This window comes from Streptomyces sp. URMC 127 (genome assembly GCF_051386535.1).
Taxonomy (GTDB): domain Bacteria; phylum Actinomycetota; class Actinomycetes; order Streptomycetales; family Streptomycetaceae; genus Streptomyces.
Genome location: NZ_JBPQTW010000184.1, coordinates 1 through 14,339 on the forward strand (window position 1 = coordinate 1; position 14,339 = coordinate 14,339).

11 protein-coding genes and 1 tRNA gene are annotated in these 14,339 nt (G+C 71.4%); 5 read left to right on the top strand and 7 right to left on the bottom strand.

Features of this window, described 5'->3' with window-relative positions:
* Nucleotides 1–42: 42 nt before the first annotated feature.
* Both ACSNOH_RS27240 and ACSNOH_RS27245 read right to left on the bottom strand, forming a co-directional pair.
* Nucleotides 43–1,350: an acyltransferase family protein gene (locus ACSNOH_RS27240; protein ID WP_436724073.1), complete on the bottom strand. Its 1,308-nt coding sequence runs from the start codon at nucleotides 1,348–1,350 to the stop codon at nucleotides 43–45.
* Nucleotides 1,351–1,440: 90 nt separating this feature from the next.
* The gene (locus tag ACSNOH_RS27245) at nucleotides 1,441–2,655 is read right to left on the bottom strand and encodes an acyltransferase family protein (RefSeq protein ID WP_436724081.1); all 1,215 of its coding nucleotides are present in this window, start codon (nucleotides 2,653–2,655) and stop codon (nucleotides 1,441–1,443) included.
* 229 nt (nucleotides 2,656–2,884) lie between these two features.
* On the opposite strand from ACSNOH_RS27245, the gene cysS reads away from it, so the two are divergent.
* The 3 genes from cysS (at nucleotide 2,885) to ACSNOH_RS27260 (ending at nucleotide 7,170) form a co-directional block, all read left to right on the top strand.
* Nucleotides 2,885–4,282, top strand: coding sequence for a cysteine--tRNA ligase (gene cysS / locus ACSNOH_RS27250; RefSeq protein WP_436724074.1), 1,398 nt, complete (start codon nucleotides 2,885–2,887; stop codon nucleotides 4,280–4,282).
* Between the two features lie 128 nt (nucleotides 4,283–4,410).
* The gene (rlmB, locus tag ACSNOH_RS27255) at nucleotides 4,411–5,361 is read left to right on the top strand and encodes a 23S rRNA (guanosine(2251)-2'-O)-methyltransferase RlmB (protein ID WP_436724075.1); all 951 of its coding nucleotides are present in this window, start codon (nucleotides 4,411–4,413) and stop codon (nucleotides 5,359–5,361) included.
* Between the two features lie 153 nt (nucleotides 5,362–5,514).
* Nucleotides 5,515–7,170, top strand: coding sequence for a DoxX family membrane protein (locus ACSNOH_RS27260; protein WP_436724076.1), 1,656 nt, complete (start codon nucleotides 5,515–5,517; stop codon nucleotides 7,168–7,170).
* Nucleotides 7,171–7,252: 82 nt separating this feature from the next.
* Here ACSNOH_RS27260 and ACSNOH_RS27265 read toward each other — a convergent pair whose 3' ends face one another.
* The 3 genes from ACSNOH_RS27265 to ACSNOH_RS27275 all read right to left on the bottom strand — a co-directional run bounded on the left by ACSNOH_RS27265 (nucleotide 7,253) and on the right by ACSNOH_RS27275 (nucleotide 9,818).
* Nucleotides 7,253–7,978 (bottom strand): nucleotidyltransferase family protein, encoded by a 726-nt coding sequence (locus ACSNOH_RS27265; protein ID WP_436724077.1) that lies wholly within the window; start codon nucleotides 7,976–7,978, stop codon nucleotides 7,253–7,255.
* A 72-nt stretch (nucleotides 7,979–8,050) separates the two neighbouring features.
* Entirely contained in the window at nucleotides 8,051–8,458 is a 408-nt protein-coding gene (locus tag ACSNOH_RS27270; RefSeq protein ID WP_359107381.1) for a hypothetical protein, read from the bottom strand.
* Nucleotides 8,459–8,684: 226 nt separating this feature from the next.
* Complete coding sequence (locus ACSNOH_RS27275) at nucleotides 8,685–9,818, bottom strand: ABC transporter ATP-binding protein (protein WP_436724078.1); 1,134 nt, start codon at nucleotides 9,816–9,818, stop codon at nucleotides 8,685–8,687.
* 234 nt (nucleotides 9,819–10,052) lie between these two features.
* Between ACSNOH_RS27275 and ACSNOH_RS27280 the strand changes: the two genes are divergently transcribed.
* A tRNA-Thr gene (locus ACSNOH_RS27280) sits at nucleotides 10,053–10,126 on the top strand.
* Between the two features lie 81 nt (nucleotides 10,127–10,207).
* On the opposite strand, the gene ACSNOH_RS27285 is transcribed toward ACSNOH_RS27280, so the two are convergent.
* Nucleotides 10,208–12,379, bottom strand: a complete 2,172-nt coding sequence (locus ACSNOH_RS27285) for an MMPL family transporter (protein WP_436724079.1) — start codon at nucleotides 12,377–12,379, stop codon at nucleotides 10,208–10,210.
* Between the two features lie 216 nt (nucleotides 12,380–12,595).
* Here ACSNOH_RS27285 and ACSNOH_RS27290 point away from each other — a divergent pair, with 216 nt between their 5' ends.
* Nucleotides 12,596–13,741 (top strand): aminopeptidase P family protein, encoded by a 1,146-nt coding sequence (locus tag ACSNOH_RS27290; RefSeq protein WP_436724080.1) that lies wholly within the window; start codon nucleotides 12,596–12,598, stop codon nucleotides 13,739–13,741.
* A 75-nt stretch (nucleotides 13,742–13,816) separates the two neighbouring features.
* On the opposite strand, the gene ACSNOH_RS27295 is transcribed toward ACSNOH_RS27290, so the two are convergent.
* The gene (locus ACSNOH_RS27295) at nucleotides 13,817–14,311 is read right to left on the bottom strand and encodes an N-acetyltransferase family protein (RefSeq protein WP_436724082.1); all 495 of its coding nucleotides are present in this window, start codon (nucleotides 14,309–14,311) and stop codon (nucleotides 13,817–13,819) included.
* Between the last annotated feature and the right edge of the window lie 28 nt (nucleotides 14,312–14,339).

The following is a 14,339-nucleotide window of genomic DNA, read 5'->3' on the forward strand; positions in this document are numbered from 1 at the left end:
GGCCCGTACGGGCCGCCCCCTCCGCCACAGATCCGTCCCGGCTCAGACCCCGTCCGGCCGGCCCACGATCACCTTGTCGCCCGCCGGCTGCTCGTACGTGCCCGTCTCGTACGCCCGCAGCCGCTGCGCGACCGCCGCGCCCTCGCGGGCCTCCTCGCGCCCGGCGTGCTGCTCGGGAACCGCGGACGGAGCCACCGGCGCGGCCACCGGCGCGGCCGCGGCCTTGGCCGGCGCCCCCTTGCGCGGGGTGTGCTGCCGCATCTCGTCCAGGCTGGCGCGCAGCCACGTGCGCAGCTTGGTGCTCAGCGGTTTCTCGACGAACTTGTGCATCAGCCAGGCCGCGCAGAGCATCACCAGGACCAGGCCGGCGACCAGCAGATGACGGGGGACGCGGTCGCGCAGACCGTAGATGACCGTCATGCCGATGTACTGGTGGAGCAGGTACAGCGGGTAGGTGAGCGCGCCCGCCGTGGACAGCCAGCGCCACTGGATCCGGTTGAACACACCGCACGCGATCAGCGCCATGAGGACGAACGCGACGAAGACGATCACCCGGGCGGGCCAGGCGGGGATGTTGTGCGTGGTGTTGTCCGCGACGCGCTTGGTGATGTGGTGCTCCGCGAGGAGCAGCGACATGGCGGTGATGCCCCAGAGCAGGGCGGTGGGGCGGTAGCGGTACATCAGGTAGAAGGCGATGCCCGCGACGAAGTACGGCTGGTAGAGCGGCATGGCCCACTGGTCGAGGACCTTGATGTCCGCCTGGACCGAGGCCAGCGCGACCACCGTCCACACGGCGCAGAAGAGGACGCACTTGCGGTACGTCACGCCCGTGGCCACCACGACCGCGAACATTACGTAGAACTTCAGCTCGATGAAGAGCGTCCAGTAGACGCCGTCGACGTCCCAGACCCCGAGCCCCGACTGGAGCATCGTCAGGTTGGTGAGGACGCCCTCGAAGCCGCCGTTGATCTGCCGCACCTGCGGCCACAGCGAGACGACCGCGGCGGTCAGGAAGATCGCCACCCAGTAGGCGGGATAGACCCGGGTCACCCGGGAGACGAAGAAGTCGCCGAGGGACCGTCCCCACGTGCTCATGCAGATCACGAAGCCGCTGATGAGGAAGAAGACCTCGACGCCGGTCCAGCCGTACTGCGCGAACTTCCACAGGTTGGGGAAGATGTGCTCGGGGTCCTCGCCCCAGCCGCCGCGCAGGGCCACGTAGTGGAAGAAGACGACCATGAGGGCCGCGACGATCCGGAGCCCGTCCAGGACGTAGAGCCTGGGAGCGGCCGGTTTCCGTCCGGCTGCTGCCAGGCCGCCATCGAGATCTCCTCGGCTGGCGAAACGCATGTGGTCCTCTCCATCGGCTCAGGTCGGCTCATCCTACGAGGGCCGACCGCGGGCATGCTGACACAAGGACCCCCCGGCCCGCCGTGACAGTTATCTCCTGTCTCTGCCGTAATTCCAACCCCCGGCCTGGAACGGCTCCGGGGTGATCTTGTGACGATCTTGTGGTGAGCCCGGCGAGTCCGCAGGCGGGAGGGGGTGCGGTGCGCCGGGCAGGCCGGAGCGGATCTCCGCCGCCGCCCGCAGCAGCCCCCGCCGCAGCATCCCCGCCAGCGGCCGCTCCACCAGGCGGTGCACCAGCCACGCGGTCAGCAGCATCCCCGCCAGCAGCGCGGGCAGCAGCACGGCCGGCCGCACGCCGCCGGCCGTCCGCCGGATCACCAGCCAGCCCACCCGCTCGTGGATCAGATAGAGGGGATAGGTCAGCGCGCCCGCCGCGGTCAGCCACCGCTGGTTCAGGCGGTGGGTCCAGCCGAGCGCGACCGCGGCCATGGCGGCGAAGAAGACGGCCAGCAGCACCGCCGTCGGCCAGTGCGGCACGCGGTGGCCCATGTGGGCCTCCGCCCGCCCCTGCGCCTCCACCAGGGTGTGCTGCGCGACGAGGAAGCACCCGGCGACCAGCAGCCACAGCACGAGGTTCGGGCGGTGGCGGTGCATGAGGTAGAAGGCGATGCCCGCGATGAAGTACCAGCAGTCGTCCGGCAGCAGCACCTGGTCGAGCAGCGGCTCGTCCACCGCCGCCGCGACGGCCGCCGCGAAGCCCCAGACCACGCAGAAGCCGACCGCCCGCGCGTACGTGAGCCCCTTCCCGGCGACGACGAGCGAGAAGAGCAGGTAGAAGCGGAGCTCGACCCACAGCGTCCAGTACACGCCGTCGACGGCATCCACCCCCAGGGGGGACTGGAGCATGGTCAGGTTGACGGCGACATCCCGCGAACGGAGGGTTTCGTCCGCCACCGGCCACAGGCAGACGACGAGGGCCACGGCCAGTACCGAGAACCAGTACGCGGGGAAGAGCCGGGTGACGCGCGACACGGCGAACTCGCCGGGCCCCCGCCCCCAGCAGCTCATGCAGATCACGAAGCCGCTGATCAGGAAGAACAGCTGCACCCCCAGCCACCCGTAGGAGGCCGGCACGTGAGCGGTCGGGAAGGCCTTAGCCGGCGGCCGGGCCCACGCCCCGCTGCCGAACGCCACGTAGTGGTAGGCCACCACCATCAGCGCCGCGCACAGCCGCAGCCCGTCCAGCGCGGCCAGCCGGGCGCGCCCGCGGCTTCCGTCGTGCTGCACGGGCAGGGTCGGGTGCATCGGGTGCAAACGGCCCCTCCAGGAGATGAACGCCCCTCCGCGGGACGGAGGTGAGGCGGTGCCCGGGAAGCTATCACGCAGATCTGTACTTTTGCCGTATTGGACCGTATTAGGTCGTATTAAGGAGATAACCGGCAAGAGCCGCCGATCTCCCTCGGAACCCCGCGTTCCAGCCCTTACGTGGCCCCGGCTGCCGGGGGCACTGCCCAACGCCCACTACTCTGGTTGCGTGACCATTCGCCTGTACGACACCAGCGCCCGGCAGATCCGCGACTTCTCCCCGCTCACTCCGGGCTGCGTCTCGATCTACCTGTGTGGCGCGACCGTGCAGGCCGCCCCGCACATCGGCCACATCCGCTCCGGCCTGAACTTCGACATCATGCGCCGCTGGTTCACCTACCGCGGCTACGACGTCACGTTCGTGCGCAACGTCACGGACATCGACGACAAGATCCTCGCCAAGGCCGGCGACCAGGGCCGCCCCTGGTGGGCGATCGGCTACGAGAACGAGCGCGCCTTCAACAGCGGCTACGACGTCCTCGGCTGCCTGCCGCCCACCGTCGAGCCGCGCGCCACCGGCCACGTGCCGGAGATGATCGAGATGATGCGCGGGCTGATCGAGCGCGGCCACGCGTACGCCGCCGACGGCAACGTCTACTTCGACGTCCGCTCCTTCCCCGGCTACCTCCAGCTCTCCAACCAGGAGCTGGACAATCTCCTCCAGCCCTCCGGCGAGGGCGAGACCGGCAAGCGCGACCCCCGCGACTTCGCCATGTGGAAGGCCGCCAAGCCCGGCGAGCCCTCCTGGGAGACCCCCTGGGGCCGCGGCCGCCCCGGCTGGCACCTGGAGTGCTCGGCCATGGCGCACAAGTACCTGGGCGAGTCCTTCGACATCCACGGCGGCGGCCTCGACCTGATCTTCCCGCACCACGAGAACGAGATCGCCCAGGCCAAGGCCTTCGGCGACGACTTCGCCTCGTACTGGGTGCACAACGCCTGGGTCACCATGAGCGGCGAGAAGATGTCGAAGTCCCTCGGCAACTCCGTCCTCGTCTCCGAGATGGTCAAGCACTGGCGCCCCATCGTCCTGCGCTACTACCTCGGCACCCCGCACTACCGCTCGATGATCGAGTACAGCGAGGAGGCCCTGCGCGAGGCCGAGGCCGCGTTCGCGCGGATCGAAGGCTTCATGCAGCGCGCCACCGAGCTCGCCGGCAAGACCGTGGAGCCCGCCGACGAGGTCCCGCCCGCCTTCGCCGAGGCCATGGACGACGACTTCGGCGTGCCCCAGGCGCTGGCAGTGGTCCACACCACCGTCCGCCAGGGCAACTCCGCCCTCACCGCGGACGACAAGGAGTCCGCCGTCGCCCGCCTGGCGGAGGTCCGCGCCATGCTCGGCGTCCTCGGCCTCGACCCGCTCGACGAGCAGTGGGCCGACGCCTCCGCCTCCCGCGGCGACGACCTCCACGGCGTCGTGGACTCCCTCGTCCGCCTCGTCCTCGACCAGCGCCAGGCCGCCCGCGCCCGCAAGGACTGGGCCGCCGCCGACGCCATCCGCGACCAGCTCCAGCACGCCGGCCTCGCCATCGAGGACACCCCGTCCGGACCGCGCTGGTCGCTGTCCTGAGGGACACTTTTCGTACGTACGTAGTAGGCAACCGCCGGACCGGGTCCGGCGCAGCCGTCCGAAGCCCGCAAGGCCCGTCAGGGCCCCGCGGAGCCAGGACGGCAGGGAAAAAGAAGTCAGGTGACCCCATGGCCGGCAACAGCCAGCGCAGGAACCGTCGCACGTCCAACAAGAAGGGCGCGACGGTCGGCAGCGGCGGCCAGCGGCGCCGGGGCCTGGAGGGCAAGGGCCCGACCCCACCCGCAAGCATGCGCAAGGGACACAAGAAGAACCGCCTCGCCAACGCCCAGGCCAAGCAGGCCGCCCGCCGCCCGGCCCCGCGCCGCGGCGGCCCCAAGGGACCCAACGAGCTCGTCGTCGGCCGCAACTCCGTCGTCGAGGCGCTGCGCGAGGGCGTGCCCGCCAAGACGCTCTACGTCCAGCAGTACCTGGACAACGACGAGCGCGTCCGCGAGGCGCTCCAGCTCGCCACGGAAAAGGGCCTCAACCTCATGGAGGCCCCCCGCCCCGAGCTCGACCGCATGACCAACGGGCTCAACCACCAGGGCCTCGTCCTGTCGGTCCCGCCCTACGACTACGCGCACCCCGAGGACCTCACCGCCGCCGCCTTCGACGACGGCGAGGACCCCCTGATCGTCGCCCTCGACGGCATCACCGACCCGCGCAACCTCGGCGCCGTCGTCCGCTCCGTCTCCGCCTTCGGCGGCCACGGCGTCGTCGTCCCCGAGCGCCGCGCGGCCGGCATGACCGCCAGCGCCTGGAAGACCTCCGCCGGCACCGCCGCCCGCACCCCCGTCGCCCGCGCCACCAACATGACGCGGATGCTGGAGTCGTACCAGAAGGAAGGCCTGATGGTCGTCGGCCTCGCCGCCGACGGCGACGTCGAGCTGCACGAGCTCGACGCCCTCGAAGGCCCGGTCGTCATCGTCGTCGGCAGCGAGGGCAAGGGCCTGTCCCGCCTCGTCGGCGAGACCTGTGACTACCGCGTGCGCATCCCGATGCCGGGCGGCGCCGAGTCCCTCAACGCCGGCGTCGCCGCGGGCGTCGTGCTCTACGAGGCCGCCCGCCGCCGCGCCTGAGAAAAAACTCTTCTGCAGCTCTCCTCACGCGCAGGAAGGGCCGGTCCACCGGCCCTTCCTGCGCATAAGGAGACAGCTGGCGGGGTGTGTTGACGCGACCCGGACAGTTCGAGTCGGTCAAGGCAGTGTCCTAATCAGAAGTCACTCGGTTAGATGAGTGTGGACACCAGAACACCCCGCACACCCACGGGGGGAAGCTCTTCCGGGTACGACGACCAGCCCGCGCTGAGTACGGTGAAGGTTCCGTCCGACCCGGCGCAGATCGCCGTCAACCACGTGAGTTTCCGCGTGCAGCTCGCCCGGCCCCCGCGCGTCGCCCGCCAGTACGCAGGCATCGCCGACACGGCGCAGCTGCCCACCGTCAAGAGCACGCCCAAACGGCGCGCTCCCGTGGTGTGGAGCGGGCGGGCCGCACCCGGCGACGCGGCGCCCACCGAACTCCTCCAGGCCGTACGGGACTCCGCCGTCACCGACGCCGGATCCACGCAGGTGCTGCCCCGCATCCGCGTCGACGACCAGCCCCCCTCCGTCGTCGGCCCCCGCACCCACGGCGAGCGCACCCGCCCCGGAGAGCTCGTCGACCCCGTCGGCCCCGAGACGCAGCTCCTGCACGGCGTCCGCCCCACCGGCAGCGCGTACGACGAAGATCAGTACCGCTACCCGCAGTTCGCCGGCCCGGACGACCCCGACGGCTACGACGCCGAGTACGACGAAGAGGGCGCCGAGGGCGCCGACGACGAGAGCGCCGCCAAGCGCCACGGCGACTCCGTCCGCCACGCCTACTATCCCGGCCGCCGGATGAACCTCGGCGTCGTCCTGCTGCCCCTGCGGATCTTCCTCGGCCTGATCTCCATCTACGCCGGCATGGGCAAGCTCTGCGACCCCGGCTACTTCGACGGCGGCAAGCGCGGCTCCATGGTCGCCTGGCTCACGGCCCTCCACCCCTGGCCCGCCGCCGCCCCCCTGCGCGACTTCGCCCTCAGCCACCCCGTCGGCGTCGGCCTCACCGTCGCCTTCCTCCAGGTCGTCGTCGGCGTCCTCACCATCCTCGGCCTCTGGCAGCGCCTCGCCGCCTCCGTCGGCGTGCTCCTGTCCGCCGTCCTGCTCGTCACCGTCAGCTGGCGCAGCGCCCCCGTCTACGACGCGCCCGACATCATCTACCTGGCCGCCTGGAGCCCCCTCGTGATCGCCGGGGCGCCCTTCTACTCCATCGACGGGCGGCTCGCCGGCGAGGCCTGGCGCCGCCTCGGCCCCCGTGCCGAGCTGTGGGACCTGCGGCGGCGCGTCCTGCGCCGCGGCACGATCATGGCCACGGTCGTCATCGGCCTCACCCTGCTGGTCGGCTCCACGCTCGGCGGCGCCGTCCGCTCCTCCCAGACCGTCAAGGTCCCCGGCCCCAGCGACCCCCCGGTCAACAACCTGCCGGGCTCGCCGGACCCGCAGAGCCCCGCCGTCGCCACGCCGCGCGGCGGCACCCGCGGCCCCTCGGCCGCCGGCACCCCCACGCCCACGGCCCCCGGCACGCACCCGGCGACGCCGTCCGCGACGGCCCCGGCCGCGCCCGGCGCCGCCCGCACCCCCACGGGCGCCGCGGCGGGCACCGCCGGCCGCCCCGGCGCCAGCCAGGGCGTCCGCCCGGCCCCGCAGACCCCGCGCCACCAGGCCCCGCCGGCCGCGCCGCGCAGCCCCTCGGGCGGCGGCTCGTCGGCCTCCAGCGGCTCGGGCAGCACGTCGAGCAGCACGGGCGGCACGTCCTCGGGCGGCTCGTCCAGCGGCAGCACGGGGGCGCTGGGAGGCCTCCTGGGCTGACGGACCGCTCGACGGCGACGGCCCCGCACCGGGAAGGTGCGGGGCCGTCGCCGTTGCGGCGAAACCGAACCCGCCGGAGGCCTTACGTGCCGGCCAGCTCCTTCGCCGCCTCCGTGAGGTCCTTCGCCGTGTCGATGGCCCGCCAGTACGCGCCGTGCGGCAGCGGGTAGCCCGCGAGGCGCCGCTCGCGCGCCAGCCGGGGGAACGTCGTGCGCTCGTGGTCCCCGCGGTCCGGCAGCAGGTCCGTGAAGGCGGCGGAGAAGACGTAGACGCCCGCGTTGATCAGATACGGGGAGGGCGGGGACTCGATGAAGTCCAGGACGTGTCCGAACTCGTCGGTCTCGACGGCCCCCCAGGGGATGCGGGGCCGGGCCAGGGCCAGGGTGGCCGCCGCGTCACGCTCGTGGTGGAAGGCGGCCATCTCGCGCAGCGAGAAGCGGGTCCAGATGTCGCCGTTGGTGGCGTACCAGGGCCGGTCGGGGTGGGGCAGCGAGGCCGCCGCGAACTTCAGGCCGCCGCCCCGGCCGAGCGGCTCCTTCTCGACGACGGTCGTCACCCGCAGCGGGAGGTCGGCCGACACGAGCCAGTCCTCAAGGACCTCCGCCAGATGGCCGCACGAGACCACGGCGTCGGTGACGCCCTCGGCGGCCAGCCAGGCCAGCTGATGGCCGATGATCGGGGTCCCGGTGCCGGGGATCTCGACCATCGGCTTGGGTCGGTCGTCGGTGTACGGGCGCAGCCGCGACCCCTGGCCGCCGGCCAGGATCACGGCTTGGGTGGGGTACGGATACGCGTGCGTGCCGGTCATGCCCCGCACGATATGCGGTGCCGTCCGCGGGCGGACCGGCGGTGCCGCGGCGGCCGTGCCCCCTTGCGGCGGTCAGCGGGCCTGGACGCCGGAGGCGTACGAGGTGTCGCAGACGGGCCGGGCGAAGCTCTGGGCCTGCTTGGGGCCGTACTTGGCGACCGCCGCGCGGCCGAGGCTGCGTGCGATCTCGACGCAGTGCCGGGCCAGCGAGGGGCGGCCGTTGACGGCCTGCTGGAGGTGGGTGAGCGCGACGCCCGGGTTCTTCTCCTGCATCTCGGTCAGCAGCTTGTCGCGCAGCACCTCGTGCGGGGCGAGGCCGCGGGCCTGGGTGGAGGCGGTGTTGGAGGACGCGGTGAGCACCTGCGAATCGGCAGGCGCGGCCCACGGGACGCGGGTCACCGCGAGGGTTCCCGAAAGGACGAGAACGACGGGGAGTACGAAGGCAAGGGTTCTGCCGATGTGGCGGGCGGCCTGGTTCATGCCGCAGATGGTAGCGAGGGGTAATGACGCCGCGACATCTAGTCACCCGGTCGAGGGATGCGTCTGGGGGTGCGGTGGAACGCCGGGTTGACGCACGCCGCTCGAAAAGGGCGGTCTGCCGGGGAAAACGGCGGCCGATGCGGCTTCGCCCCGAAAAACACCCCGCCCCCGGCCGTTCGGCGGCACGGGGGCGGAGGTTTCGTACGGGATCGGCCGGCTCAGTCGCTCAGTCGCTCAGCCGCTCGCCGGAGGAGGTCGAGAAGACGTGCAGCTCACCCGGGCGCGGGACGACGTGCAGGATGGAGCCCTTCTCGGGCACGTTGCGGCCGTTCACGCGGACGACGAGGTCCTTCCGTTCGCCGCCGACCTCGGCCGTGCCGTACACGTATCCGTCGGCGCCGAGCTCCTCCACGACGTTGACGGTGACCGCGAGGCCGGCCGGGGCGTCCTTGGACTCCTTGCCGAGCGACCGGGCCGTCTCGCCGTTCTGTTCGACCACGTCGAAGTGCTCGGGGCGGACACCCACCGTGACCGTGCGGTCACCCTCGCCCGTTCCGGCGAGCGCCTCGCGGGAGACCGGGACGACGCTGTTGCCGAACTTCACGCCGCCGTCGGTCACCGGCACCTCGACCAGGTTCATGGCCGGGGAGCCGATGAACCCGGCGACGAACAGGTTCGCCGGCCGGTCGTACATGTTGCGCGGCGTGTCGACCTGCTGCAGCAGCCCGTCCTTGAGGACCGCGACGCGGTCGCCCATCGTCATGGCCTCGACCTGGTCGTGGGTGACGTAGACGGTGGTGATGCCGAGCCGGCGCTGCAGCCCCGCGATCTGGGTGCGCGTCTGCACGCGCAGCTTCGCGTCGAGGTTCGACAGCGGCTCGTCCATCAGGAACACCTGCGGCTCGCGCACGATCGCCCGGCCCATCGCGACGCGCTGGCGCTGACCGCCCGAGAGCGCCTTCGGCTTGCGGCCCAGGTACTCGGTGAGGTCGAGGATCTTCGCCGCGTCCTCGACCTTCTGGCGGATCTCCGACTTGGGTACGCCCGCGATCTTCAGTGCGAAGCCCATGTTGTCGGCGACGGTCATGTGCGGGTAGAGCGCGTAGTTCTGGAACACCATGGCGATGTCCCGGTCCTTCGGCGGCAGGTGGGTGACGTCCCGGTCCCCGATCCGGATCGATCCTCCGTTGACGTCCTCCAGCCCCGCGAGCATCCGCAGCGAGGTCGACTTCCCGCACCCGGACGGGCCGACCAGGACGAGGAACTCACCGTCCTCGATGGCGATGTCGAGCTGATCGACGGCGGGCTTGTCGGCCCCGGGATAGATCCGGGTCGCCTTGTCGTACGTGACCGTGGCCATGGTGATGCAGTCCCTTCACCGGCAGGAACGTGCCGGACGATCCGTTGTAGAGGGAGTGGTCCAGTCCAATTGGACCGGGTTGGTGGTGACGGTACCCGGGCAGGCGCCTTCTGTCAGCAGTTCCGGGGTGTGGTGCTGCCGGAGCGCCTGCCCCGGGCCGTAAGCCTGTGGCTGGCCGAACGGGCCGCTGTGTAGAGTGGAGCCGCGTTCGCGGGTGGTATCCGTGCACGTCAGGCCGCCTTAGCTCAGTTGGCCAGAGCGTCGCTCTTGTAAAGCGAGGGTCGTCGGTTCGAATCCGACAGGCGGCTCAGGAAAGCGCAAGTAAGCGCAGAGAACGGCCCTCCGTGGAAGATCACGGAGGGCCGTTCGCCTTTGCGGTTGCGTACGTCTTAGCTCCGCACTTCCTCGTCCGCCGCGCGGTGGCGGCCCTGGCCCTGGGCCGGGAGGGGCCCGGCGGCGGGCGCGGTCCGCGGGGCGTCCTGGTGGCCCGGCCACCAGGCCTTGTGGCCCAGGAGGGACGTGACCGTCGGGACGAGGAGCATGGCCATCACGAAGGCCGTCAGCAGTATGCCGAAGGCGACCGCGAAGCCCATCTGCTGGAGCATCGAGTTGTCGGCGAGCAGGAGGACCCCGAAGGTGCCGGCGAGGATGATCGCGGCGGAGGCGATGGTGGGGGCCGAGCGGGCGACGGCGGTCCGGATGGCCTCGCGGGCCGGGACGCCGCGCCGGACCTCCTCGCGCAGGCGGGCGACCATGAGGATGTTGTAGTCGGTGCCGATGGCGACGACGAAGAGGTAGACGATGACCGGCAGCATGAACAGCAGGCCGGGCTTGTGCTGCAGGTCCTGGAAGAGCCACACGGTCGAGCCGAGCGTGGCGCCGAAGCCGAGGGCGACGGCGGCCATCAGGTAGAGCGGGGCGACGAGGCTGCGGAGCAGCAGGCCCAGGATGACCATGATCGCGAGCCCGGCGATGGGGAAGACGAGCTTGTAGTCGTGGTTGACGGCGTTCTCCACGTCGGCGAGGACGGCGGAGGTGCCGCCGACGTAGGCCTTGGCGCCGTCGGGCGCGGCCTTGTGGGCGCTGTCGCGGAGCGGGCCGCCGGCGAGGTCGATGGCCTTGTCCTCGGTGGGGCGGTACTTGAGGACGACGCTGTACTGGGCGACGGTGCCGTCGGGGCTGAGGACCGGGTCGGAGACGGCGCCGACGCCGTCGATCCCGGCGAGGTCCTTCTTGTACGTGCCGAGGGCGCCCTTGTCGAGCGCGCCGCCGCGCGACTGCACGTAGACCATGGCCGGGTCGGACTGGCCGGCGGAGAAGCCGCGCTGGAGGTCCTTCATGGCCTGCACGGATTCCAGCTTCTGCGGGAGCTGGCTGTCGGTGTCGAACTCGGCCTTGAAGCTGAGGGCGCCGACGGCGAGGACGGCCAGGACGGCGGCGGAGAGCGTGGCGATGGCGGCGGGGCGGCGCGCGACGAGCGAGCCGAGGCCGTTCGAGACGCGGTTGCGGGGCCGCTTCTTCCAGGCCTTGGAGGGCCAGAAGGCCTTGGTGCCGAGGAGGGAGAAGACGGCCGGGACGAGGGTCAGGGCCGCCACGAGGGTCACGCCGACGGCGATGGCGAGGGAGGGGCCCATCGCCTGCATCATGCCCATGGTGGACAGGAGGAGGGCGAGGAAGGCGACGATGACGGCGCCGGCGGCGGAGGCGATGGTCTCGCCGACGCGGGCGACGGCGTTGGTCAGGGCCTCCTTGGGCTGCTGCCCGGCGCGCAGCTCTTCGCGGTAGCGGAAGAGGAGGAAGAGGATGTAGTCGGTGCCGACGCCGAAGAGGACGACGATGAGGATGGCGGAGATGGAGTTGTCGGCCTTGAGCCCGCCGAGGTGGGCGGCGGTTCCGATGAGGCCGAGGGCGACGGCGAAGACGAGGGCGATGATGAGGACGGGCATCAGCGCTATCAGCGGGCTGCGGAAGATGACCAGCAGCAGGACGACGATCAGCAGGAGCGTGGCCGACATGATCATCGAGTCGGTGTCGCCGGAGGACTCCTTGGCGTCGAGGTTGGTGGCCGCCTGACCGGTGAAGCCGGCTTTCAGGTGGGTGCCGTCCAGCAGGCCCTTGGCGTCCTCGCGGAGGTCCTTGACAGCCTGGGGGAGGGTGCCGTCCTGGGAGTTGCGGTCGGTCGCGACGACGTTGGCGAGGGCGATCTCGCCGTTGGGCGAGACGGCCTGCGGGGATGTGGCGACGCGGGCGACGCCCTTGCGGTGCTTGTCGTCCAGGCCGCGGGTCACCTTGGCGACGTCGGCGCGGTCGGCGTCGGTGAGCTTTCCGCCGTCGGTGCGCTGGAAGACGACGATCGCAGAGGGTTGTTCGGTCTTGGGGAAGGCCTTTTCCTGGAGTTTGCCCGCCTGTACGGACTCGTAATGCGAAGGAAGGAATTCCGTTTCATCGGTGGTGGACTTCAGCCCCGGGGCCAGCAGGCTGAGGGCCACTGCGGCGAGGATCCAGCCGGCGATGGTGAGCCATGGTCGGTGGACGGCGAACCGCCCGACTCGTCGGAACATGCTTGGTGCTCCTAGCTAGGTGGTTCCCGCTCGCTTCGGTGGGTGGACGGCAGGCGGGCATGAACACGCTAGGCAACCCTGAATTGCCTCCACAACGGAATCGCCGGGAAATCGGTCCTGGGTCGGGGTGGTCCTCATCCGGCCGGATGAGGGAGTGTCACCCGAGAGGTAGAGAAACGCGGCGCCGGACGCCTTCGTGCGGATTACTCTGCCCCCATGAGCGATGCCGCCGCCCCCGCCCCGACCCCGCCCGGTGGAGCCGCGGGCGGGCCGGCCTATGCCGCCCGCCTGGAGCGCGCCGCCGTCGAGGCCGCCGACTCCGGCCTGGCCGGTCTGATCGTCACACCGGGCCCCGACTTGGACTGGCTCACGGGCTACCGCCCGCCCCCCACCGAGCGGTTGACCGCACTGCTCATCGTGCCCGGCACGCGGCCGCGCCTGCTCGTGCCCGCCCTGGAGCGGCCCGACGCCGAACGCTCCCCGGCTGCCCAGTTGTTGTCGGTCACCGGCTGGAGCGACGGCCAGAACCCGTACGCGGCGCTGGCCCCGCTGCTCGACGCGCACGGCCGCTACGGCGTCTCGGACAACGCCTGGGCGCTGCACCTGCTCGGTCTGCAACGCGCCTGCCCGCAGGTGTCGTACGGGGCGTTCACCGAGGTCATGCCGATGCTGCGGGCGGTGAAGGACGCCTACGAAGTGGAGCGGCTCGCGGCCGCGGGGGCCGCAGCGGACGCGGCCTACGAGGAAGTGGTGGGGCTGCAGTTCGCGGGCCGCAGGGAGCAGGAGGTGGCGGACGACCTGGCGCGGCTGCTGCGCCGGCACGGCCACAGCCAGGTCGACTTCACGATCGTCGGGTCGGGGCCGAACGGTGCCAATCCGCATCACGAGGCGGGCGACCGGGTCATCGAGACGGGCGACATGGTCGTCATGGACTTCGGCGGGCTGAAGGACGGCTACGGCTCGGACACCACGCGCACGGTGCACGTGGGGGAGCCGACGGCCGAGGAGCGCAAGGTGCACGACGTGGTGCGCGAGGCGCAGCAGGCGGCGTTCGAGGCGGTGCGGCCCGGGGTGGCGTGCCAGGAGATCGACCGGGTCGCGCGGCAGGTGATCCGGGCGGCGGGGTTCGGCGAATACTTCATTCACCGTACGGGGCACGGTATCGGGGTGACGACGCACGAGCCGCCGTATCTGGTGGAGGGCGAGCATCTGCCGCTGGTGCCGGGGATGTGTTTCTCGATCGAGCCGGGAATTTATCTTCCGGGGCGTTTCGGGGTGCGGATCGAGGACATTGTGGTGTGCACGGAGTCGGGTGGCCGCCGGTTGAACAATACGGCGCACGGGATGCGGGTGGTGGCCTAGCGGCCACCGGGCCCGTTCGGGTGTGTGCGACGGCTCAGAACTTCGGTACGCGGCTCAGAGCTGCAAGTACGCGGCTCAGAGCTGCAAGTACATGATGTGGAGGCCGGTGTAGGTGCCGTCCGGGAGCCGGTACGCCTCGGGCAGGGTGCCGATGATGCGGAATCCGAGGGATTTCCAGAGGGCTACGGCGCGGGTGTTGGTTTCGACGACGGCGTTGAACTGGATGGCGCGGTAGCCCTCTTCCCGGGCCCAGGCGATGACGTGTTCGCCGAGGGCGCGGCCGAGGCCGCGGCCCGCGGCGGCGGGGGAGACGATGAAGCTCGCACTGGCGATGTGCGAGGCCGGCCCCATGTGGTTGGGGTTCATCTTGGCGGTGGCGAGGACGGTGCCTTCCTCGTCGGTGGCGACGACGGTGCGGCCGGGGGCGCGGAGCATCCACAGGCCGCGGGCGGTGTCCTCGTCGAGGTCGCGCGGGAAGGTGTAGGTGAGGCCCGCGGCGGCGGTGTCGCGGACCAGGGGCCAGACGGCGGGCCAGTCGGTGTCGCGGGCGTCTCTGATCTCGGTCTTCATGGGGGTCAGGATGGGGGCCGTTGCGGGG